Annotated in this window: 20 protein-coding genes; 11 read left to right on the forward strand and 9 right to left on the reverse strand. The window is 54.3% G+C overall.

What is annotated here, in order from left to right; translation table 11 throughout:
• The first annotated feature begins 13 nt into the window (after nt 1-13).
• Together F7R27_RS16760 and F7R27_RS16765 are read left to right on the forward strand one after the other, a co-directional pair.
• Nucleotides 14-1,285, forward strand: a complete 1,272-nt coding sequence (locus F7R27_RS16760; RefSeq protein ID WP_151705420.1) for a hypothetical protein — start codon at nt 14-16, stop codon at nt 1,283-1,285.
• Nucleotides 1,286-1,530: 245 nt separating this feature from the next.
• The gene (locus tag F7R27_RS16765; RefSeq protein ID WP_151705421.1) at nt 1,531-2,280 is read left to right on the forward strand and encodes a substrate-binding periplasmic protein; all 750 of its coding nucleotides are present in this window, start codon (nt 1,531-1,533) and stop codon (nt 2,278-2,280) included.
• Nucleotides 2,281-2,363: 83 nt separating this feature from the next.
• Here the strand turns inward: F7R27_RS16765 and F7R27_RS16770 are convergent, their stop codons facing one another.
• The 8 genes from F7R27_RS16770 to F7R27_RS16805 all read right to left on the reverse strand — a co-directional run bounded on the left by F7R27_RS16770 (nt 2,364) and on the right by F7R27_RS16805 (nt 11,747).
• On the reverse strand, nt 2,364-4,055 hold the full coding sequence (locus F7R27_RS16770) for an AMP-binding protein (RefSeq protein ID WP_151705422.1): 1,692 nt from the start codon (nt 4,053-4,055) through the stop codon (nt 2,364-2,366).
• A 102-nt stretch (nt 4,056-4,157) separates the two neighbouring features.
• Nucleotides 4,158-4,736 (reverse strand): peroxidase-related enzyme, encoded by a 579-nt coding sequence (locus tag F7R27_RS16775; RefSeq protein WP_151705423.1) that lies wholly within the window; start codon nt 4,734-4,736, stop codon nt 4,158-4,160.
• Nucleotides 4,737-4,764: 28 nt separating this feature from the next.
• Nucleotides 4,765-5,670, reverse strand: coding sequence for a hydroxymethylglutaryl-CoA lyase (locus F7R27_RS16780; protein WP_151705424.1), 906 nt, complete (start codon nt 5,668-5,670; stop codon nt 4,765-4,767).
• A complete protein-coding gene (locus F7R27_RS16785; protein WP_151705425.1) occupies nt 5,670-7,679 on the reverse strand; it encodes an acetyl/propionyl/methylcrotonyl-CoA carboxylase subunit alpha in 2,010 nt (669 codons plus the stop codon). The genes F7R27_RS16780 and F7R27_RS16785 overlap by 1 nt, the downstream gene beginning before the upstream one ends.
• Nucleotides 7,669-8,487, reverse strand: a complete 819-nt coding sequence (locus F7R27_RS16790; RefSeq protein ID WP_151705426.1) for an enoyl-CoA hydratase/isomerase family protein — start codon at nt 8,485-8,487, stop codon at nt 7,669-7,671. Before F7R27_RS16790 ends, F7R27_RS16785 begins: the two co-directional genes overlap by 11 nt.
• A gap of 12 nt (nt 8,488-8,499) precedes the next feature.
• Entirely contained in the window at nt 8,500-10,107 is a 1,608-nt protein-coding gene (locus F7R27_RS16795; RefSeq protein ID WP_151705427.1) for a carboxyl transferase domain-containing protein, read from the reverse strand.
• Nucleotides 10,108-10,128: 21 nt separating this feature from the next.
• Nucleotides 10,129-11,295: an isovaleryl-CoA dehydrogenase gene (locus F7R27_RS16800; RefSeq protein WP_151705428.1), complete on the reverse strand. Its 1,167-nt coding sequence runs from the start codon at nt 11,293-11,295 to the stop codon at nt 10,129-10,131.
• Nucleotides 11,296-11,309: 14 nt separating this feature from the next.
• Nucleotides 11,310-11,747 carry a MerR family transcriptional regulator gene (locus F7R27_RS16805; protein ID WP_151705429.1) on the reverse strand — a complete coding sequence of 146 codons (438 nt, stop codon included), beginning with the start codon at nt 11,745-11,747 and terminating at the stop codon, nt 11,310-11,312.
• 298 nt (nt 11,748-12,045) lie between these two features.
• Here F7R27_RS16805 and F7R27_RS16810 point away from each other — a divergent pair, with 298 nt between their 5' ends.
• From F7R27_RS16810 to hemH, 7 genes are all read left to right on the forward strand, one after another.
• Nucleotides 12,046-12,819, forward strand: coding sequence for an ABC transporter ATP-binding protein (locus tag F7R27_RS16810; protein WP_151705430.1), 774 nt, complete (start codon nt 12,046-12,048; stop codon nt 12,817-12,819).
• Nucleotides 12,819-13,541, forward strand: a complete 723-nt coding sequence (locus F7R27_RS16815; protein ID WP_151705431.1) for an ABC transporter ATP-binding protein — start codon at nt 12,819-12,821, stop codon at nt 13,539-13,541. Before F7R27_RS16810 ends, F7R27_RS16815 begins: the two co-directional genes overlap by 1 nt.
• Nucleotides 13,542-13,678: 137 nt before the next feature.
• On the forward strand, nt 13,679-14,890 hold the full coding sequence (locus F7R27_RS16820) for an ABC transporter substrate-binding protein (RefSeq protein ID WP_151705432.1): 1,212 nt from the start codon (nt 13,679-13,681) through the stop codon (nt 14,888-14,890).
• A gap of 110 nt (nt 14,891-15,000) precedes the next feature.
• Complete coding sequence (locus F7R27_RS16825; RefSeq protein WP_151705433.1) at nt 15,001-15,888, forward strand: branched-chain amino acid ABC transporter permease; 888 nt, start codon at nt 15,001-15,003, stop codon at nt 15,886-15,888.
• A 2-nt stretch (nt 15,889-15,890) separates the two neighbouring features.
• On the forward strand, nt 15,891-16,886 hold the full coding sequence (locus F7R27_RS16830; protein WP_151705434.1) for a branched-chain amino acid ABC transporter permease: 996 nt from the start codon (nt 15,891-15,893) through the stop codon (nt 16,884-16,886).
• A gap of 114 nt (nt 16,887-17,000) precedes the next feature.
• Nucleotides 17,001-18,179 carry an acetyl-CoA C-acyltransferase gene (locus F7R27_RS16835; RefSeq protein WP_151705435.1) on the forward strand — a complete coding sequence of 393 codons (1,179 nt, stop codon included), beginning with the start codon at nt 17,001-17,003 and terminating at the stop codon, nt 18,177-18,179.
• Nucleotides 18,180-18,331: 152 nt separating this feature from the next.
• On the forward strand, nt 18,332-19,420 hold the full coding sequence (gene hemH, locus F7R27_RS16840; protein WP_151705436.1) for a ferrochelatase: 1,089 nt from the start codon (nt 18,332-18,334) through the stop codon (nt 19,418-19,420).
• On the opposite strand, the gene F7R27_RS16845 is transcribed toward hemH, so the two are convergent.
• Nucleotides 19,421-20,320, reverse strand: coding sequence for an AraC family transcriptional regulator (locus tag F7R27_RS16845; RefSeq protein ID WP_151705437.1), 900 nt, complete (start codon nt 20,318-20,320; stop codon nt 19,421-19,423).
• A gap of 236 nt (nt 20,321-20,556) precedes the next feature.
• Between F7R27_RS16845 and F7R27_RS16850 the strand changes: the two genes are divergently transcribed.
• Together F7R27_RS16850 and F7R27_RS16855 are read left to right on the forward strand one after the other, a co-directional pair.
• On the forward strand, nt 20,557-22,050 hold the full coding sequence (locus tag F7R27_RS16850; RefSeq protein WP_151705438.1) for a CoA-acylating methylmalonate-semialdehyde dehydrogenase: 1,494 nt from the start codon (nt 20,557-20,559) through the stop codon (nt 22,048-22,050).
• 64 nt (nt 22,051-22,114) lie between these two features.
• Complete coding sequence (locus F7R27_RS16855; protein WP_151705439.1) at nt 22,115-23,269, forward strand: acyl-CoA dehydrogenase family protein; 1,155 nt, start codon at nt 22,115-22,117, stop codon at nt 23,267-23,269.
• Nucleotides 23,270-23,281: the final 12 nt, after the last annotated feature.

The following is a 23,281-nucleotide window of genomic DNA, read 5'->3' on the forward strand; positions in this document are numbered from 1 at the left end:
CAAGGATGAGATGATGAAAAGTCAATCAAAGATCAAAACCTGGGGCCTGCAAGCGCTTGCTGCTGGAAGTCTGCTGTTAAACGCACTGCCGGGTCAGGCTCAGGTATTGGGTGATGATGGGGTGGGAGAGGTACTGCTGTTTTCCTTTTTCAGTACGCAGCAGGGGTGGGACTCCTATCTGAATATCAGCCATCAGCCGGGTGACAGCGGCGCTTTCCGCGTCTTGATCCGTGAAGGATATGATGGCGAGAAGGTCACCAGCTTCAATGTCTATAACAGCTCAACCTGGCGTGCCAGCCTGAGTGCACAAGGCGATGGGAGCGTGCTGAGGGTAGCCGAGGGTGGCTGTCTGGTGACAGGGTCGACTCAGATGGAGGGTGCAGGTGCAGAAATTGCATTGCCGACTTCAATGGGGATGGTTGAGGTATATGCCTTGCCAACACCACCGGAAACAGTGGGTGAAAGCTGCGACCAGATAGGTAGCTGGTCGCGAGGTGGGCGCTGGCTATCAGGTGTTGCACAACAGACGCTGGTACCACCCTATGCTGAACTGTCGGGTGAGATGATGCTGGTCAATGTTGCCAAGGGGCTGGCGACTGAATATCCGGCTATTGCGTTTCGTGAGTTCATGCACAACCCAGTGCACGCTAAGCCACAGGCAGACAAGCCTGATCTGAGCAGTGCGAGGGAGGGGGCGTATCGTTTGAATCAGCTGTTACAGGTATCTGAGGACATGCTCGGTAATGATGTCACGATGGATGCGAGTATCAATGCTCAGACAGACTGGATCATCAGCTACCCCTTAATCGGATATGAAGAGCCACTCTCACCATGGGACGAGATTATGGTCAATGGTGAGCTAAGACAGTGCGACTCATTTGCATTCCCAGCCAAGCCGGGAGGTCCAAGTCTGAGTGTTGTATTTAATGTTGTACCGTTGTGGCAGATGAATAAGTTACCAGCGTTGAAACATCAGGAGGGAATGGCATTGGACGTTGAAATAACCCCACTCCCTACTATTCAGGTTGAACCGGCGCTGTGCTACGGCGTGAATGTGGTCAGCTTCGGTGACCAGGGCGCCATGATCATTGATGGAGGTGATGTGAGACATTACGCCATTGCGAGCAATGAGCTGATTGAGGGCGTGAGCTATGTGAGGTGGAGTCCAGCCAGGTACGGCCGTGCTGCTGTTGCCTATAAGCTGACCAGCTTTCAAAATGGCACTCTGCAGGGCGGGAGCGTTCTAGCCAACTATGCCATCATGAAAAGGCATGTTGAACACTGATATTGACACACGTTGAGGTGTTGTAATGGCTGTAAAAGGCGCTCTTATGAGCGCCTTTTTATTTTCAGGGATGATCAGCTAGCTGCAGTGGAGCAGCGATTACCCGCTAAGCTGTGACCCGCCCCGAAAATAAAGCATCCTCCATACGTATAAAGGAGTATACAGACAGCTTTTTGTCGCCAGAGTTAAAGCGCCATCATCATTTTTGATCAATACTTAGACACCCCTTTATTGGACATGTCGTCATGTTGTCAGCTTTGATCAGATTACTGGGCAGTGTACTGCTGATATTGAGTGCCAACCTCCAGGCCGATGAGCTTCATATCACAATCAGCACCGGTGAGTACGCACCTTTCACGACAGAGCAGCATGAACATTATGGCTTGATCAATCAGGCGATCACCGAGGCCTTCAGGCGTCAGGGTGTGGTGGCCGAGTATCAGTTTCTGCCCTGGGCCAGAGCGCTGGAAAGTGTTGCGGTCGGTGAGAGTGATGCCAGCTCCTTTTGGTATTACAGTCCTGATCTGGAGAAGGACTATCTGCTCAGTGATCCGATTCATGAACATCGTGAAGTGTTTTTTCACCTGAAGAGTCTTGACGTACCGCACTGGCAGGAGTTGTCTGACCTGTCCCATCTCACTTTCGGGGCAACCCGGGGTTATACCTATACACCCGAGTTCTGGGCGCTTGGACAGCGCAAACTGCTGCATCAGCAGGTGGTGTCGTCTGATGAGCAGGGGCTGCTGATGTTGATGTCGCGCAGGATAGATCTGCTGCCGATGGATGAGGTGGTGGGGTGGCAGATGTTTCAGGACAAGTTGTCTGAGGATGAGTTGTCGAGAGTGACGGTCAGTGAAAAGCCGCTGAAAGCCTCTGAGTCTTATCTGGTTTTTTCCAGAGCTAATAATGATGCCACCGACTTGCTGGAAAAATTCAATGCTGGATTGAGGTCGATGAAGAGTGACGGTACGTTTGATGCAATATTTGCTCGGTAGTTACAATCTGAGTATCAAAGCGCAGCAGGAGAGGTGCTTCAACACCCTCCTGCTAACCTCCGGCTGATCCAGAGAAGTACGGATCAGTCGTCCTTCAGTCCCAACTCCTCAATGGAAATCTCACGCATCTTGAACTTCTGTATCTTGCCAGTCACTGTCATCGGGAACTGATCGACAAACTTGAAGTAACGCGGGATCTTGAAGTGAGTGATTTTGCCTTTGCAGAATTCACGCAGCGCTTCTGCTGTCACATCCTCTGCGCCCGGGTGCAGTTTTACCCAGGCGATCAGCTCTTCACCATATTTCTTGTCTGGCACGCCGGTCACCTGTACATCGGATATGGCCGGGTGGGTATAGAGATACTCCTCCACCTCTTTCGGGTAGACGTTCTCGCCACCGCGAATCACCATATCCTTGATACGGCCTACGATCTGGATATAACCCTCATCATCCATGATCGCCAGATCACCTGTGTGCATCCAGCCTGCTTCGTCTATGGTTTCGGCAGTCGCCTTGTCGTTATTCCAGTATTTCAGCATCACACTGTAGCCTCGAGTGCACAGCTCGCCGATCTCGCCACGAGGCATGATGCGGCCTGTGGCAGGGTCGATCACCTTGCTTTCAAGATGAGGCTGGGTACGACCGACAGTGGAGACGCGCTTGGCAATCGGATCATCGGCACCTGTCTGGGTGGATACAGGGCTGGTTTCGGTCATGCCGTAGGCGATCTGGACTTCGCTCATATGCATCTTTTCGATCACCTGCTTCATCACCTCGGTCGGGCAGATGGAGCCGGCCATGATGCCGGTACGCAGGGATGACAGATCCATATCGTTGAATTCAGGGTGCTCCAGTTCGGCGATAAACATGGTCGGTACGCCATACAGCGCTGTTGCGCGCTCCTGATGCACGGCACGCAGCACTGCGCCTGGCTCAAAACCCTCTTCAGGGTAGATCATGGTGGCGCCGTGTGTGACGCAGCCCAGGTTACCCATCACCATGCCAAAGCAGTGGTACAGCGGCACCGGTATCACCAGACGATCCTGATCGGTGAAGCGCATGCTCTCGGCCACAAAAAAGCCGTTGTTCAGAATATTGTGGTGTGACAGCGTAGCCCCTTTCGGGAAGCCTGTAGTGCCGGAGGTGTACTGAATATTGATCGCATCGTCAAACTGCAGTTGCGCCTGGATCTCATCGACCGCTTCCTGAGTGGTTGCTTCGCTGCCCAGCATGAACTCGTTCCAGCTCCACATCCCTGGGTGCTTGTTGCTGTCCAGATTGATAACGCCTTGAAGATGCGGCAGCTTGGCACATTTCAACTGGCCTTCTCCGCACATCTTCAGCTCGGGAGCCAGTTCATAGATCATATGGCGATAGTCGGAGCTCTTGAAGCTGTCTGCCGAGATCAGGAAGCGTGTTTCTGACTGGTTCAGCGCATATTCCAGCTCATGCAGGCGATAGGCGGGGTTGATATTGACCAGTATTGCGCCGACTTTGGCGGTGGCAAACTGGCTGACTGTCCACTCATAGCGGTTGGGTGACCAGACGCCGATGCGATCACCGGGTTTGACACCGATGCTGAGCAGGGCGCGGGCGCAGCGGTTCACTTCTGCCTGCAGTTCCCGGTAGCTCCAGCGAATATTCTGGTGCAGTACGATCAGTGCGTCATTGTCCGGGTAGCGATTGGCGGTTGCGTCAAACATGTCGCCGATCGTCATGCCGATCAGAGGTTGTTCTGCCGTGCCACTGGTGTAGCTGGGTAGCGTTTTACTCATGTTCTGACTCCAATTGTTTTTGTTATTGGATCAATATTATTTTTAAAATAGTCGTCGCTTGCTCTTCACCAGATGAACAGGTGAACAGCTGAATAATCCGGTTTAACGGAAGCGTGCGTGGTACTCCGGGTTCGGTTGCATCTCTACCGCACTGGCGATCCGGTTGGTCATATTGTAAAAACCGACAATATTGGCGATATCCCAGATGGTCCGGTCATCGAATCCAGCCTGACGCAGTGCTTCGCGATCGCTCTCGATGATGGCATCGGGTGACTGGGTCAGTTTGCAGGCAAAGTCCAGCATGGCGCGTTGACGTGCATCAAGCTCTGCTGTTCTGTAGTTCATGACCAGTTGCTCGCCGAGCATCGGATTGCCGGAATATTCACGCACGGCGGCGCCATGAGCGGTCAGGCAGTAGAAGCATTTGTTCTCGGAGGAGACCACCACGGCGATCATCTCCCGCTCAAGCGGGGTCAAAACGCTCTCGCCAAACATCAGCTCATTATAAAAGCGCGTGAACACCTCAAACTGAGCCAGATTCTGGCTATAGGATTTGAGCACATTGGGGATCATGCCGAGCTTTTCATCACACTTGGCAAAGTACTTCTGCACATTCTCCGGCAGATCAGTAGTCTGCGGGATGCGTAGGTCGAGTGCTGTAATCCGTTCTGACTGTGACATCAGTTGCTCCATATCTTATTTGCTTGAGTTAGATTTTCTCACCCAGTGCCTGAGCGACCTTTGAGCCGTTATGTCGGCCCAGCTGGCGTGTGATCCAGTAGCCGGTGTTGACCAGCTGCTGCAGATCGACACCGGTCTGAATGCCCAACCCCTGCAGCAGATAGATCACATCTTCGCTGGCGACATTGCCGGAGGCACCTTTTGCATAGGGGCAACCACCAAGGCCGGCCACGGAGGCATCGACCACACTGATACCCTCTTCCAGCACAGCATAAAGGTTGGAAAGTGCCTGACCGTAAGTGTCATGGAAATGAGCGGCCAGCTTTTCAACCGGAATCTCCCGCGTCACGGCTTCCAGCATCCGCTTGGCTTTCAGGGGGGTGCCGACACCGATGGTGTCACCCAGTGAGATCTCATAGCAGCCCATATCGAGCAATTCACGTGCGACGCTTGCGACCTGAGCTGGTGCTATCTCGCCCTGATAGGGACAGCCGAGTACGGTGGAAACATAACCACGCACTCGTATCCCCTGAGCCTTGGCTGCTTCAATCACCGGCACGAAACGCTCCAGACTTTCGGCGATGGAGCAGTTGATGTTCTTCTGGGTGAAGGCTTCGGAGGCGGCACTGAAAACTGCCACCTCATCAGCCTGTGCAGCGATCGCTCCCTCAACCCCTTTCAAATTGGGAGTGAGAGCGGAGTACACCACACCGGATTTGCGCTCAATACCTGCCATCACCTCTGCAGCATCCCCCATCTGGGGAACCCACTTGGGTGATACAAAGCTGGCGGCCTCGATATGGGTCAGGCCACAGGCACTCAGGCGGTTGATCAGTTCAACCTTGATATCGGTCGCAATCACCGGGCCTGCTTCGTTCTGCAGGCCATCGCGTGGGCTCATTTCAAACAGGCGTACCTGAGTCGGAAAAGCCATTACTTTTCCTCCTCTTTATTCTCTGCTTCGTCATGAACAGTCACGGCAATCAGCTCTGCACCCTCTGCAACCATGTCACCCTCCAGGAAGTAGATCTCGCTCACCACACCTGCCTTGGGTGCCTTGATCGCATGCTCCATCTTCATCGCTTCCATGATGACAAGGGTCTGTCCGGCTTTCACGTCATCGCCTGTTTTCACCATCACGGCAACAACGGCACCGTTCATCGGTGCCTGCAGGCTACCCTCTGCTGCCTGATCCTGACTGCCGAAATCTTCATAATGCAGGGTGCAGACAAAGTTCTCGCCTTCATGGAACAGAGTCAGTTGATTGTCGTGCACATGGCCGTGAACACTCATGCGGTGGCCGTTGATGACAGCCTGCAGGTGATCGTCCTGGAGTGACGCATTCAGGTCATAGACGCTGCCACCGACACAGACCTGATAACCCTGATCACGCTCCAGAATCTTCAGATCGTGCAGGGTTTCACCAACCATCAACTGCATCGGTCTGGCGTACTGGGAGTTCATGCGCCAGCTGTTCTGGCGGCCGAAGGGCGACCAGGGATCATTGCTGCGCTGTGTTTGTGCCTTGCTTTTCTGCAGGAAGAATCCAGCCGCCAATACCAGCGCCCGATGTGGGTCGAGGCGGGGTGTCGGGAAGAGCAGGGCTTCATGCTTGGTGATGAAGCCGGTATCCAGTTGCTCTTCGCGGAAGGGCTGGGCATCGGCCAGTGCATGCAGGAAGCGGATGTTGTTTTTAACACCGCTGATGCGATAGTGCTCCAGCGCCTGTACCATGCGATTGATCGCCTGTTCGCGGCTGTCGTCCCAGACAATCAGTTTCGCGATCATCGGGTCATAATGGATACTGACCTCGTCACCCTCAACCACGCCGGTGTCGACCCGCACATGAGCGCTTTCATCCGGGGTGCGCAGATAACGCAGGGTACCGGTGGCGGGCAGAAAATCATTGTCCGGGTCTTCTGCATAGACACGTACTTCCAGCGCATGACCGCGAATACGGATCTGTTCCTGCAGCAGCGGCAGTGGTTCACCGAAGGCGATGCGCAGCTGCCACTCCACCAGGTCCTGACCTGTAATCATCTCGGTGACCGGGTGCTCCACCTGCAGGCGGGTATTCATCTCCATGAAGAAGAAAGAGCCATCGACATCGTAGAGGAACTCGACCGTGCCAGCGCCGACATAGTCGATCGCCTGGGCTGCACGGACCGCTGCTTCACCCATCGCCTTGCGCGTGGCATCCGACAGGCCAGGTGCCGGTGCTTCCTCCAGTACCTTCTGATGGCGGCGCTGCACCGAGCAGTCGCGCTCAGCCAGATAGACGCCATTGCCATGCGCATCGCAGAACACCTGGATCTCGACATGGCGTGGCTGGGTCAGGTAGCGCTCAATCAGCATGTCAGGGTTGCCAAAGGCATTTTTCGCCTCGCGCTGAGCGGCTGCCAGTGCAGCGTCAAACTCATCCAGCGACTCAACCACACGCATCCCTTTACCGCCGCCACCGGCAACTGCTTTGAGCAGCAGGGGCAGACCGCATTTTTCAGCCTCCTTGCGCAGCAGTTCAGGTGACTGATCGGCACCGTGATAGCCGGGTACCAGGGGTACACCGGCATCCTGCATGATCGACTTGGCCGCTGACTTGGAACCCATCGCCGCGATAGCGGAGGAGGGTGGGCCAATAAAGACGATATTGTTATCAGCACAGGCCTGTGCAAAATCGGTATTCTCCGACAGGAAGCCATAGCCCGGATGGATCGCCTGAGCACCGCTCTGTTTTGCGATCTCGATGATCTTGTCGATACGCAGGTAGCTTTCATTGCTGGGAGCTGGCCCCAGCAGAAAGGCTTCATCCGCCATGGCTACGTGACGGGCATTGCGATCCGCCTCGGAATAGACTGCCACGCAGCGGACGCCCAGCCTGTGTGCGGTCTGGATGACCCGGCAGGCGATCTCACCACGGTTGGCTATCAGAATTTTACTGAACATGGTTATCTGTCTCCTGGATCCAGTTAGGCTGGCGCTTGTTCAGGAATGCGCTCAGGCCCTCCTGTCCCTCTTCACTGACGCGAATATCGGCGATACGGCGTGCGGTATCATCGATCACCTCGTCAGTGATCACTTTATGGCTGACCGCATGGATCAGTGATTTGGCTGCCTGCATCGCGCAGGGGCTGTTCTTGCTCATCACGTCGATATAGCGTTGGCAGGCGTCGTCCAGCAGTGCATTGTCTGCGACCACTTCATGCACCAGGCCGAACTGCTGCGCCTCACGTGCCGAGAAGGGCTCCGCCGTGACGAAATAGCGCCGCGCCTGACGCTCGCCGATGGCGCGCACAACATAGGGGCTGATCACGGCAGGTATCAGACCGATACGCACTTCACTGAGGCAAAACTGACTCTGCTCGCTGGCGATCACGATATCGCAGCAGGCTGCAAGGCCCACGGCACCACCATAGGCAGCACCCTGAACCAGAGCGATGGTCGGTTTGCTGAGATGGTTCAGGCGCTCCATCAGCTTCGCCAGATGGCCAGCATCTTCCAGGTTGTCCTGATGGCTGTTCTGCGCCATGCGCTTCATCCAGCCGAGATCAGCCCCTGCTGAGAAGCTGCGACCGTTGGAGCGCAGCACCAGAACGCGAATAGTATTATCCTGCTCAGCCTCTTCCAGTCGGCTGATCAGAGACTGGATGATGGTGTCATCAAAAGCGTTGTGCTTATCCGGGCGGTTCAGGATCAGCTCGGCAACCCCATTCGGGTTGCGCGCGAGCAGGACCACTTCTGTTTTATCACTCATGGCTGTCTCCGATTACATTCTGAACACGCCGAAACGGGTTTCCGTCACGGGTCGGTTCAGTGTGGCTGACAGGCCCATGCCGATCACTTCACGCGTCTGGATGGGGTCGATAACACCGTCATCCCACAGGCGCGCACTGGCGTAATAGGGGTGACCCTGATGCTCGTAGGTATCGATGATCGGTTGTTTGTAGCTGGCTTCATCCTCCTTTGACCACTCCTTGCCAGTGCGCTCAAGGCCTTCGCGTTTGACGGTTGCCATCACGCCGGCTGCCTGCTCACCACCCATCACCGAGATGCGGGCATTAGGCCACATCCACAGGAAGTCAGGGTTGTAAGCGCGACCGCACATGCCATAGTTGCCGGCACCGAAGCTGCCACCGATCAGGACGGTCAGCTTGGGCACATTGGCACAGGCGACGGCCATCACCATCTTGGCACCGTGCTTGGCGATACCTTCCGATTCATATTTGCGACCGACCATGAAGCCGGTGATGTTCTGCAGGAACAGCAGGGGGATATTGCGCTGACAGCAGAGCTCTATGAAGTGGGCGCCTTTCTGTGCGGATTCGCCGAACAAAATGCCATTATTGGCGATGATGCCGACAGGATATCCGTAGATATGCGCAAATCCGGTGACCAGTGTCTGGCCGTAGAGTTTCTTGAACTCATCGAATTCGGAGCCATCCACGATGCGGGCGATGATCTCGCGCACATCATAGGGCTTGCGCAGATCAGTGCCGACGATACCGTAGATATCCTCGGCACTGAGGCGCGGTTCAACCGGCGCCACAATATCCAGCTCGACTTTTTTGCGGCGATTCAGGTTGGCGATGCAACTGCGAGCAATCTGCAATGCATGCAGGTCGTTCTCGGCATAGTGATCGGCAACACCGGACACCTTGCAGTGCACATCGGCACCGCCAAGCTCTTCGGCACTGACCACCTCGCCGGTAGCGGCTTTCACCAGCGGAGGCCCCGCGAGGAAGATAGTGCCCTGATTACGAACGATGATTGATTCATCCGCCATCGCCGGCACATAGGCACCACCTGCAGTACACAGGCCCATCACCACGGCGATCTGAGGGATCCCCTTGGAGGACATGCGTGCCTGATTGTAGAAAATACGGCCGAAATGATCGCGATCGGGGAACACCTCATCCTGACGGGGCAGGTTGGCGCCGCCGGAATCGACCAGATAGATGCACGGCAGATGGTTCTGCTCGGCGATCTCCTGAGCGCGCAGATGTTTCTTCACTGTCAGCGGGTAATAGGAGCCCCCTTTAACAGTCGCATCGTTGGCAACAATCATGCACTCGATACCGGACACACGACCGATACCGGTGATGATACCGGCAGCCGGGACATCCTCACCGTAGACATTGTAGGCAGCCATCTGCGACAGCTCGAGGAAGGGTGATCCTTCGTCGAGCAGGCGGTTGATACGCTCACGTGGCAGCAGTTTTCCGCGTGCCAGGTGGCGCTCCTGATAGCTGGGGCCACCGCCTTGTTCGATGGTGGCGACTTTATCACGCAGGTCGGCAACCGCACTGGCCATCGACTCATGGTTGGCCCGAAACTCATCGGACCGGGTGTTGATCTTGCTCTGCAATATCGTCATGGGCAGCTCCTGATATCCGAATTATTTGTTGAGGAACAGCTCACGGCCGATCAGCATACGACGAATCTCGGAGGTGCCGGCGCCGATCTCATACAGCTTGGCATCACGCAGCAGGCGGCCTGTCGGGTATTCATTGATATAGCCGTTACCACCGAGCAGCTGGATGGAGTCCAGCGCGATCTGGGTGGCCATCTCGGCTGAGTAGAGGATCGCTCCTGCTGCATCCTTACGTGTGGTATCACCGCGATCAGCTGCCATGGCCACCATATAGACATAGGAGCGGGCCGCATTCATGCGCGTGTACATATCAGCAATCTTGCCCTGAACCAGTTCGAACTCGCCGATCGCCTGACCAAACTGCTTGCGGTCGCGAATGTAGGGAACAGCTATATCCATCGCTGCCTGCATGATGCCCAGAGGACCACCAGACAGGACCAGGCGCTCATAGTCCAGACCGCTCATGAGTACGCGAACGCCGCCATGGAGCTGACCCAGAATGTTCTCTTTAGGCACCTTGCAATCCTGGAACACCAGTTCGCAGGTGTTGGAGCCGCGCATACCGAGCTTGTCCAGCTTCTGGGCCTGGGTGAAGCCTTCAGTGTCACGCTCGACGATAAAAGCCGTGATCCCTTTGGGGCCGGCATTCACATCTGTTTTGGCATAGATGACATAGACATTGGCATCAGGGCCGTTGGTGATCCACATCTTGTTGCCGTTCAGCACATAGTGGTCACCGGCATCACGGGCCGACAGTTTCATCGATACTACATCGGAGCCGGCATTCGGTTCAGACATAGCCAGTGCACCGATATGTTCACCGCTGAGCAGCTTCGGCAGATATTTTTGCTTCTGCTCTTCAGAGCCGTTCTTATGGATCTGGTTAACACAAAGGTTGGAGTGAGCGCCGTAGGACAGGCCGACGGATGCAGACGCACGGCTGATCTCTTCCATCGCAATCACATGTGCCAGATAACCCATATCGACACCGCCGTACTCCTCCTTGACGGTGATACCCAGCAAGCCCATGTCGCCAAACTTGCGCCACAGATCATTAGGGAACAGGTTGTCGCGATCTATCGCTTCGGCACGTGGCGCAATTTCATTGGCAGCAAAACTGTTGACCTGCTCACGCAGCATGTCGATGGTTTCGCCCAGGCCGAAGTTCAGTTCAGAGTATTGAGAGATCATGTCCATTACCTTTGTTATAGCTGTTCAAGTGGCTGCTGATCAGCCTGCTTGTCGGAGAGCTGTTGCTGTTTCAGTTCGTTGAGTGCTTCGCGACAGCGCATCTCGGCACTGTCTAGCTCCAGTTGAACCATGGCGATATCTTTCATTTGTTGCTCCAGTTGCGCACGCTTGCTGTCAACTGTAGCCAACATCAGTTTGAGCTGCTTTTCGCTGCCGACGAGGGTTTCATCCCACAGGTCGAACAGTTCGCGCGTTTCTGCCAGAGAAAAGCCCAGGCGCTTGCCGCGCAGGATCAGTTTCAACCTGACGCGATCTTTTGAGCTGTAGATACGTGTCTGCCCGCGGCGTGTGGGTTTCAGCAGCCCCTGATCTTCATAAAAGCGGATGCTGCGAGTGGTGACGTCAAACTCGCTGGCAAGCTCGCTGATGGAAAAGGATTTCTTTTTATTCATGGGTCTTATTCATGGATAGCACCTGGATTGTTGAAATCAGGTTAATCAAAGTTGACGTTAACGTAAAGTGAAAAATAAAAAAATATCCTCACTTAAAGAAGTGCTAATTTTATTTTAATTATTTGAATTTAAAGTATAAATCTACTATTTTGTGGTGTTTGTGATGGGTATATTAGACTAAAGTAGTAGTTGTAATCCCTTAGTGGAAATTGCTAGTTTGCATCTCAGGCTTACGTTAAGGTAAGTCGCAAGCAGGGAATTTGCCCCTTTAACAACAATAAAAAGAGGCTTGGTATACATGAGTACAGACTACGTGCTCGAAACCCGCAATCTGGTCAAGGGTTTCAAGGGTTTTATTGCAGTCGATGATGTCAATCTATCGATTCAGCGTGGCCATATACATGCTCTGATCGGTCCTAATGGGGCGGGCAAGACCACTGTATTCAATCTTCTGACCAAGTTTCTGACCCCTACATCAGGACAGATACTGTTCAATGGTACTGATATCACCTCTATGAAAGCGGCAGCGATTGCCCGCAAGGGTATCGTACGCTCCTTTCAGATCTCGGCTGTGTTTCCACATATGACCGCAATTGAAAATGTGCGCGTGGCACTTCAGCGTTTTGAGGGTCACAGCTTCCATTTCTGGAAATCTCAGAAAGTGCTTAACAGCCTGAATGAGCGAGCCTATGAGTTGCTCAAGTCTGTGGGGCTGGAGGAGTATGCCAATACGCAGACGGTTGAGTTGTCCTATGGCCGCAAACGGGCGCTTGAATTGGCTACCACCCTGGCAATGGAGCCGGAGCTGATGCTGCTGGATGAGCCGACTCAGGGTATGGGGCATGAGGATGTTGATCGAGTGGTGGAGCTTATTCGCCAGGCGGCAGTGGGGCGAACTGTGCTGATGGTTGAGCATAACCTGGGCGTCGTCAGCAAGCTCTGTGACCGAATCACCGTGCTCTCACGCGGTGCTGTCCTGACTGAAGGCGATTACAAAACGGTGTCTGCCAATCCTCAGGTGCGTGAGGCCTATATGGGCAGCGAAGAAGCTGAAGTAGAGGGAGCCCACTGATGACTAATGCAGTTAAACCTGATTACGAGCAGCTGCGTATCTCCGATCTGCACGCCTTCTACGGTGAGTCCCATATTCTGCATGGGATAGACTTGACTGTCCGCCGCGGTGAGTTGGTTACTCTGCTTGGTCGTAATGGCGCAGGGCGCAGTACAACCCTGAAGTCGATCATGAATATGGTGGGGCGCCGAACCGGCTCCATCATGATCAACGGTAACGAGACCATTCAGACAGCTCCGCATCATATCGCACAGTTGGGTGTTGGCTACTGTCCGGAAGAGCGCGGCATTTTTGCCAGCCTGGACGTTGAGGAAAACCTGTTGTTGCCGCCCAAGGTACGCAGTGACGGTATGAGCCTGGATGAGATTTACGACATGTTCCCCAATTTGTATGAGCGCAGGCGCAGCCAGGGAACACGCTTGTCGGGTGGTGAGCAACAGATGCTGGCGATGGCCCGCATCCTGCGCACGGGTGCAAACATGCTCTTGCTGGATGAGATCACAGAGGGTCTTGCTCCGGTTATCGTGCAAAAACTGGCAGAGGTGCTGATGCGATTGAAGGCCAAGGGGCTGACGATTGTATTGGTGGAGCAGAACTTCCGTTTTGCGGCTCCGCTGGCAGACCGACACTATCTAATGGAGCATGGTCAGATAGTGCATGAGATTGGAGCCAATGAACTGGAATCCAAGAAAGACCTACTGAACACCTATCTGGGTGTTTAGGTGCTGGGCGGGACTCGCATGATGCGTGTGATCGTCAGAATGCCTGCAAGCTGACTCAGGTTTGACTGAGGGATTGCAGGGCTTCGCAGAGTTACCAGAAAACAAAAACAATAGCCGGTACGGCGACGGAGAAATCAATGAAAATGATCAAGAAGACGTTAGTTGCAGCAATCGCATCAACCCTTATGGCTGGCGGAGCGCAGGCAACGATCAGTGATAATGAGATTCGGATCGGCTATCTGGCGGATATGTCCGGCATGTATCGTGATCTTGCAGGTCCCAATGGTCTGGAAGCCTTGCGTATGGCGGTTGAGGATTTTGGTGGAGAAGTGAATGGTGCGCGCATCACGGTAGTCAGCGCGGATGACCGTAACAGCCCTGATGTTGCTTCAAGTACTGTGCGTCAGTGGGTTGAAAGTGATGGCGTCGACATGGTCGCCGGCCTGGTTGCTTCATCCGTATCTATCGCCGCTACCCGTATTCTGGAGCAGAGCAACCGTCTGGGTATCGTATCCGGCTCAGCTGCATCCAGTATCACCAATGAGCATTGCACCGCCAACCATATCCACTATGTTTATGACACTTACCCACTGGCTCACGGAACAGCCAAGGCGGTGGTTGATGAGGGTGGAGATGACTGGTTTATCCTGACTGCCGACTATGCCTTTGGTCATGCTCTGGAAGGTGATGTCCGCAGTGTGGTTGAGGCAAATGGCGGCAAGGTTTCTCAGGCTGTGCGTCATCCTTTCCCGACTTCTGATTTCTCCTCTTTCATCCTGCAGGCTCAGACCTCCGGTTCTAATGTTGTGGCACTGGCTAACGCTGGCTCCGACACCATCAACGCCATCACTACAGCGGGTGAGTTCGGTCTGACTCAGTCTGGCCAGACACTGGCGGCACTGCTGTTGTTCCTCAACGATGTGCATGCACTGGGTGTCGAAACCGCTCAGGGTATTCAGCTGACAACCGGCTGGTACTGGGATATGGATGATGATGCGCGCGCTTGGGCAGATCGTTTCTATGAGCGCACTAATGTTCGTCCGTCCATGGTTCAGGCAGGTATCTACTCCAGCACCATGCACTACCTGAATGCGGTCAAGGAAGCGGGTACCGATGAAGCTCAGGCAGTACGTGCACAGATGATAGCCACGCCAATCAATGATATGTTCGCCAAAGGCGGTTATATCCGTGAAGATGGTCGCATGGTTCATGATATGTATCTGGCTGAAGTGAAAAAACCAGCGGAGTCAACCGGTGAATGGGATCTGTACAAGATCATTCGTACCATTCCAGGTGATCAGGCTTACCGCCCTCTGTCTGAAAGCCAGTGCAAACTGGTTAACAACTGATTCGGTAAACTGAAAAAAGCACTCCCTGCCCGAGAAAAAGTGGGGGGTGCTGCTCAGAGGTCGGTGTCATACCGGCTGCCTGACAAAGCCACATATTGAGGTTGTATCACATGACCATGCTATTCGGAGTGCCTTTGGCTGTTCTCTATGGACAGTTATTGCTGGGCCTGATTAACGGGGCTTTCTATGCCTTACTGAGTCTGGGGCTGGCGGTTATTTTTGGCCTGCTCAAAATCATCAACTTTGCTCATGGTGCCCTGTATATGCTGGGTGCTTTGTGCGCTGTTGTGCTGCTTAACACCCTGGGTGTCAATTACTGGGTGGCATTGATTCTCTCTCCAGTGCTGGTCGGCATCTTCGGAATATTCCTGGAGCGCTTTCTGCTGCGCCGTATAGCCCATGAAGATCATATCTACAGCCTGTTGCTGACTTTTGGTATCGCGTTAGTGATACAAGGGGTCTTTACCAATATTTACGGGGTTTCAGGTATGCGTTACCCCATTCCTGAAGCACTGCGGGGAGGCGTGAATCTCGGATTCATGTTTCTGCCTTATTATCGTGCCTGGGTCATTGTTGCCGCATTGGTGGTTTGCTTTGGTACCTGGTTCATGATTGAGAAAACCAAGCTCGGCTCCTATCTGCGAGCGGGTACTGAAAATGCCAAGCTGATGCAGGCTTTTGGTATCAACGTCCCACTGCTGGTGACACTGACCTATGGCTTCGGTGTCATGCTTGCAGCGTTTGCCGGGGTACTGGCTGCACCCATCTACTCCGTATCACCGGTGATGGGAGCTAATCTTCTGATTGTCGTGTTTGCCGTTGTTGTCATCGGTGGTATGGGTTCCATTATCGGTGCTGTTCTGACCGGTCTTGGAATGGGCATCATAGAGGGGCTGACCAAGGTGTTTTATCCGGAAGCTTCATCAACTGTCATCTTCCTGGTGATGGTGGTCGTTCTCCTGCTGCGTCCTGCAGGTCTGTTTGGTAAGGAGGCATAATCATGTCACAGTCTCTCTCTTCCGTTGCTGTCCATAATGTCGGTCTGGAGCAGCAGCGCAGATCTGATCGTCGACGTCTGATTTTTCAGTTGGTTCTGCTGGCGCTGGCGCTGGCAGCACCTTTCGTGATCTACCCCGTTTTTCTGATGAAGGTCCTCTGCTTCGCGCTGTTTGCAGTGGCATTCAACCTGTTGCTGGGCTATGTGGGCCTGCTCTCCTTCGGGCATGCGGCCTTTCTATCAACCGGTGGTTATACCACCGGTTACCTGCTTACAACATACAGTGGTCTGACGCCTGAGCTGGGAATACTGGCCGGTACTGCGACGGCAACAATGCTTGGACTGGTGTTTGGACTCATTGCGATTCGTAGGCAGGGGATCTACTTTGCCATGATCACGCTTGCACTGGCACAGTTGGTGTTTTTCTTCTACGTTCAGTCCGACTTCACCCGGGGAGAAGATGGTCTGCATGGTATACCGCGAGGGAATCTGTTTGGCGTGATCAGCCTGCAGGATAATCTGTCGATGTACTACTTCGTACTCGCCATCTTTGTGTTGGGGTTTGCACTGGTCCAGCGAACCATCAACTCTCCCTTCGGTTATGTTCTGAAGGCGATCAAGGAAAATGAAGCCAGGACCACGTCGCTGGGTTATAACACGGATCATTACAAGCTGGTGGCTTTCGTGATTTCGGCTGCACTGGCTGGGCTTGCGGGCTCGGTCAAGACTATCGTATTCCAGCTGGCTTCGCTGACTGATGCCCACTGGCATATGTCCGGTGAAGTGGTCCTGATGACATTGCTCGGAGGTGTCGGCACCTTACTGGGCCCTGTTATTGGTGCCGCTTTTGTGGTCAGTCTGGAGCATCAACTGGCTCAGGGCCCTCTGGGCGACTGGGTCAACGTGATACTGGGCGGGATCTTTGTGATCTGTGTGCTGGCATTCCGTGCCGGTATTGTGGGTGAGGTGCAGAAGTTCATGAAGAAGAACTTCAACTGATCTGCTGTTGAAAGTAATGTTATTGACCCTTTGGTTTAAAGCTGGGTTTAAAGCAGGGGTTGAGCCCAGGTTTTAAATCCAGAGTGTGAGCCGAGCAATTCGAGGTAAGTAAAAGTGTCTGATGCCATTGTAATCGTAGGTGCTGCCCGCACCCCCATGGGTGGTTTGCAGGGATCGCTCAGCTCCGTGCGAGCGCCAGCGCTGGGTGCAGCAGCCATCAAGGCTGCCGTTGAGCGCGCAGGGCTTGGTGCTGATCAGGTGGATGAGGTTGTCATGGGTTGCGTGCTGCCAGCAGGCCTTGGGCAGGCGCCAGCACGACAGGCATCGCTGGGTGCCGGTATTCCGGTAGCAGCAGGCTGTACCACTGTGAACAAGATGTGTGGTTCCGGTATGAAGGCGGTGATGCTGGCACATGATCAATTGCTGGCTGGCAGCGCTGATGTCATGGTTGCGGGTGGCATGGAAAACATGAGCCAATCGCCGTATCTGCTGCCCAAGGCGCGTGAAGGGATGCGCATGGGGCATGGTCAGGTGTTGGATCACATGTTCCTGGATGGTCTGGAGGATGCCTACAAGGGTGGTCTCATGGGCAGCTATGCGCAGAAAACCGCAGACCAGTATCAGGTGACACGTGAGTCGATGGATGATTTTGCCATCTCATCACTGACCCGTGCACTGCGGGCCATAGAACAGGGTGACTTTGCAGATGAGATCACACCTGTGACGGTGAGCGGGCGTGGGGGGGATCTCCTGGTAGAAATTGATGAGCAGCCGGGCAAGGCGAAGGTGGATAAAATCCGCACGTTGAAACCCGCGTTTGCCAAAGATGGAACAGTAACTGCAGCCAATGCCAGCTCCATTTCCGATGGTGCTTCGGCACTGGTATTGATGCGTGACAGCGAGGCGCAGCGTCGTGGATTGAAACCGCTGGCGCGTATCGTTGCTCACTCAACCCACGCACAACTGCCGGATGAGTTCACGCTGGCGCCGATCGGTGCTGTCAGCAAGGTGCTGGACAGGGCAGGTTGGAGTAAAGATGACGTCGATCTGTATGAGATCAACGAAGCCTTTGCTGTGGTTACCATGCTGGCCCAGCAGCAGTTGGGACTGGATCCTGAGAAGGTCAATGTCAATGGTGGGGCTTGCGCACTCGGGCATCCGATCGGCTCCAGTGGTTCACGGATTCTGGTCACACTGCTCTATGCGTTGCAGCGTCGTGGCCTGAAACGTGGCGTAGCCTCGCTTTGTATCGGCGGTGGTGAAGCGACTGCTGTTGCGATCGAGCTGATCTGATCGCCATCACTTCCTGTCGGATCTTGCAGGGTCACAGTGCGGTGAGAACGAAAACTTGCCGAACTGTGATCCGATTTCTGGTTAAATAGCGTTTAGCTATCTTCAGGAGCCTGGCAGCAGGCTGCAATTTCACGCGAAACAGGAAGGATTTCATGGGCTTCAAGGGTGTAGAAAATTTCTCTCATCGTCAGGCTGACAAGCTGGGTGTATTGATCACCAATCTTGGAACACCGGATGAACCAACCCCGTCAGCCCTGCGCCGGTATCTCAAGGAGTTTCTATCAGACCCTCGTGTTGTCGAAGTGCCACGGCCACTGTGGTGGCTGATACTGAATGGTGTGATTCTGAATATCCGCCCACGCAGATCAGCCGCTGCTTATCGCAAGGTCTGGACCGAGCGCGGTTCGCCGCTGCTGCTGCATACCCAGGATCAGTGCGCTGCGCTGCGAGAGCAGTTGCAGCAGATCCATGGTGATCGTGTGGTGGTCGAATTTGCCATGCGCTACGGAAATCCTTCAATCAGTTCGGTGTTGGATAAAATGCAACAGCAGGGGGTGACTCGCTTGCTGGTATTGCCCCTCTATCCTCAGTACTCCGGCTCCACCAGTGGGTCGACCTTTGATGCTGTTGCCGCGGATTTCATGCAGCGTCGCTGGCTTCCGGATCTGACATTCATCAGTCACTACCATGATTTCCCCCCCTATATCGAGGCGATGGCGAAGCATATCGAAGCTTACTGGGCTGACAAGGGCAGGGCAGATCTGCTGCTGCTCTCCTATCATGGTATCCCGAAGCGCTATCTCCTTAATGGTGACCCCTACCATTGTGAATGTTTCAAGACGTCACGATTGCTGGCCGAACGGCTCGGACTGGATGCCAGTCAATATCGCACCACATTTCAGTCTCGTTTCGGTCGTGAAGAGTGGCTCAAGCCCTATACCGATATGACCCTGAAGGCACTTCCGGGCGAAGGTATCACGTCAGTACAGGTGTTCTGCCCCGGTTTCTCAGCGGATTGCCTGGAAACACTGGAGGAGATAGAGGAAGAGAATCGCGAGTATTTTGAGCATGCTGGTGGTCAACGTTATGAATATATTCCTGCGTTGAATGCCGAGCCTGTTCATATTGATGCCTTGGCAGAGCTGATCAGACCTCATCTGGAGCACTGGCTCTCATCACCAGCCAGAGATACTGAGCAGGCAGCCGTGCTGGCCAATGCGGCCGGTGCCCCTGTCAACTGATCAGCTCTTGTAGGAGGAGGCTCCCAGCCTGATACGGCGATAATGGCTGGGTGATATCCCCATGATTTTCTTGAAAATACGCGAGAAATAGTACGCATCTTCATAGCCGATCGCCCAGCCTACTTCAGCGATGCTCTTGCTGGTGACATCCAGCAGGTGGCAGGCGCGTTCTATCTTGAGTTGGATAAAGTGGTTGATCGGGGTGGTTCCGGTGAGTTCACCATACTTCTTGATGAAGTGGAACTTGGACATCGAAATAGCATTGGCCAGCGTGTCGACGTCCAGTTGCTCATGCAGCCGTGCCTGCATCAGACTGTGAATCTTCTCCAGATCGAAAGTGTCGTTGGCTTGCCGCTTGCCCAGCGGTTTGAGCAGCACAATATGTGTCATTATCTGGCGCAGCAGATTGGCACTATGCAGAAACGCATTGAGATGGTGGCTGGCCTGGCGGGTATCCAGCAGCGCCTCAAAGTCTGCCACCAGTCTTGAATGCAGACCCAGCGGAACAACCGGGTTCTGAACGTCGGGATTGATCTGGTCGATGAAATCCTGGCTCAGCTCACCATCAAAATGGATCCAGTAGATGGTCCAGGGGCGATAGGGGTCTGCATGGTAGGTGTGCTCGGTACCTTTTGCCAGCAGCATCAGTTCACCCGGCTGGATTATTCTCTTTTTACCGCAGGCCTCCAGCCTCCCTTGACCCTCCAGGCAGTAGATCAGCAGGTTGTCATCATGCTGCTGGCGCGACATCTGATGCCCTTTGGCATATTGATAGTAACCGATACCCAATGGGTAGAGCTGTCTGCTCAAGGGGTGATTTGCAAGCTGGGATACCATTCTCCGTGGCAGTACAAAGCGAATGCTGTCCTGTGGCAAGGGCCAGTCGGAAGGATGGCTCATATTGTGTCACCTCTTATACCTTGGTATGAGTAATTTCCCTTATTGATGCGCAATATAGTCCATCATATCAGCAATATTATCAATCCTTGCGTTCCCGCCCATGTGATAAAAATAGAGGCATGACAACGATTTCAGCACCTTGCTTGACGTATACGTAAGAACCCTTTGCCCAGGGGCGTATCTAACACAGTAAAGTGCAATGAATAACAATAAATCATTAATTGAAGGTATCGACCATGACACATCAAGTTCCTCTCCTGATCAACGGTAAAATGGTGCAGAGTCAGACCAGTCAGTGGATTCCCGTGACTAATCCGGCCACACAGGAGGTGATCGCTCAGGTGCCCTGTGCTACAGCTGAAGAGGTGGATCAGGCGGTAGCTTCGGCCAAGGCGGCATTCGAGACCTGGAAAGAGGTGCCCGTATCTGAGCGTGCCCGCGTGATGCTGCGCTATCAGGCGCTGCTGAAGGAGCATCATGATGAGATCGCCACGATTCTGAGCGGCGAAACCGGTAAAACCTTCGAAGACGCCAAGGGTGATGTCTGGCGTGGTATTGAAGTGGTAGAGCATGCCTGCAATATCGCCTCTCTGTCGATGGGTGAAACAGTTGAAAACGTCGCGCGTAAGGTGGATTGCTACAGCTACACCCAGCCACTGGGCGTCTGTGTCGGTATCACACCTTTCAACTTCCCTGCGATGATCCCGCTGTGGATGTTCCCGATGGCAATCGCCTGCGGAAATACTTTTGTTTTGAAACCCTCCGAGCAGGACCCGCTGACGCCAATGCGTCTGGCTGAGCTGTTCCAGGAAGCTGGCGCTCCGGATGGACTGTTGCAGGTAGTGCATGGCACCAAAGAGGTGGTGGATCAATTGCTGGTTCATCCGGATACACCGGCGATCTCCTTTGTCGGCTCAGTGGCTGTTGGTGAGCATATCTACAAGACCGGTACCGATCATATGAAGCGTGTACAGGCGTTTGCCGGCGCCAAGAACCATATGGTGGTGATGCCGGATGCGCAGAAACAGCAGGTGATCAACAACCTCGTTGGTTCTTCGGTCGGTGCTGGTGGTCAGCGCTGCATGGCGATCTCGGTAGCGGTGTTTGTCGGTCAGGCGCGTGAGTGGATCCCTGATCTGAAAGAGGCACTGGCGCAGGTTCAGCCAGGTGCCTGGGACGATCCGAAGGCAGGCTATGGCCCTCTGATCAATCCTCAGTCCAGAGAGCGTGTGCTGCGCTTTATTCAGGAGGGTAAGGATGCCGGTGCCGAGTGTCTGCTCGATGGCAGCGAGTGCGTTGTACCGGGATTCCCTGACGGTAACTGGGTGGGGCCAACACTGTTCCGCAATGTCACCACCGATATGTCGATCTACCGTGAGGAGATCTTTGGCCCGGTACTTATCGTGCTGGAGGTGGATACGCTGGAAGAGGCGATCAAGCTGATCAACGAGAACCCCTATGGCAACGGTACCTCGATCTTCACTGCATCGGGTGCTGCTGCACGTAAATATCAGCATGAGATACAGGTCGGTCAGGTTGGGATCAACGTGCCAGTACCGGTACCACTGCCATTCTTCTCTTTCACTGGCTGGCGTAAGTCTTTCTACGGCGATCAGCACGCCTATGGCAAGCAGGCGGTACGTTTCTATACCGAAACCAAAACCGTTACGGCGCGCTGGTTCGAGGACGATATCGCCTCCGGTCCCAATATGACGATTCAGCTCAGATAATCAGCGCTGAGTCAGTGTAGTCATCAGTTTCAGGGCGCTTGGCGCCCTGTTTCAGGGGGATAGGATGGATTTTGAATTAAACGAAGATCAGGTTGCGTTTGTCGATATGGCATCGGCCTTTGCGCGCAACGAACTGGAGCCTCATGCTGCCCAGTGGGATCATGAACACATCTTTCCGGTCGATGTGCTGCGCAAGGCCGGTGAACTCGGTTTCTGTTCCATCTATGCACCCGAAAGCGTCGGCGGGTTGGGTTTGAGCCGTCTGGATGCGAGCATCATTTTTGAACGTCTGTCGATGGGGTGCACCTCGACTACGGCGTACCTGACTATTCACAACATGGTGACCTGGATGGTGACCAGCTTTGGCTCACCTGCTGTGATAGAGCAGTGGGGCGAAGGGCTTGCCACGGGTGCCTTGCTCGGCTCCTATTGCTTGACCGAGCCCAACTCAGGTTCGGATGCCGCCTCGCTGAAAACAACCGCCCGCCGTGAAGGCGATCACTATGTGATCAATGGCAGCAAGATGTTCATCTCCGGTGCCGGCAGCACCGATCTGCTGGTGGTGATGGCCAGAACCGGTGGTCCGGGCGCTCGCGGCGTATCGGCTTTTGCCGTGGATGCCAGAGCGGAAGGGATCAGCTATGGGCGTGAAGAGGACAAGATGGGCTGGAATAGCCAGCCGACACGGATGATCACCTTTGAGGATGTCCGAGTACCGGCTGAAGCCCTGCTCAGTGAGGAAGGTGAAGGTTTCGTGCTGGCAATGAAGGGATTGGATGGCGGGCGTATCAATATCGCTGCCTGCTCGGTCGGCACGGCGCAGCAGGCGCTGAACAAGGCGCGTGAATATATGCTGGAGCGCAAGCAGTTCGGTCAGCGTCTGGCGGATTTTCAGGCGCTGCAGTTCCGTCTGGCCGATATGGCGACCGAACTGGTGGCCGCACGACAGATGGTCAGGCTGGCAGCCAGCAAACTGGATCGACAGGATCCGGACGCCAGCACATACTGCGCCATGGCCAAACGCTTTGCCACCGATGCCGGTTATCAGATCTGTGACGAGGCGTTGCAACTCTACGGTGGCAATGGCTATATCAAGGAGTATCCGATGGAGCGCTATCTGCGTGACAGTCGTGTTCATCGCATACTGGAAGGCACCAACGAGATCATGCGTGTGATCATTGCACGCCGTCTGCTGGCAGACGCCGACAACGAACTGTGAGGGAGATAAGCG

The sequence above is a fragment of the Nitrincola alkalilacustris genome, from assembly GCF_008973755.1.
Lineage (GTDB): Bacteria > Pseudomonadota > Gammaproteobacteria > Pseudomonadales > Balneatricaceae > Nitrincola > Nitrincola alkalilacustris.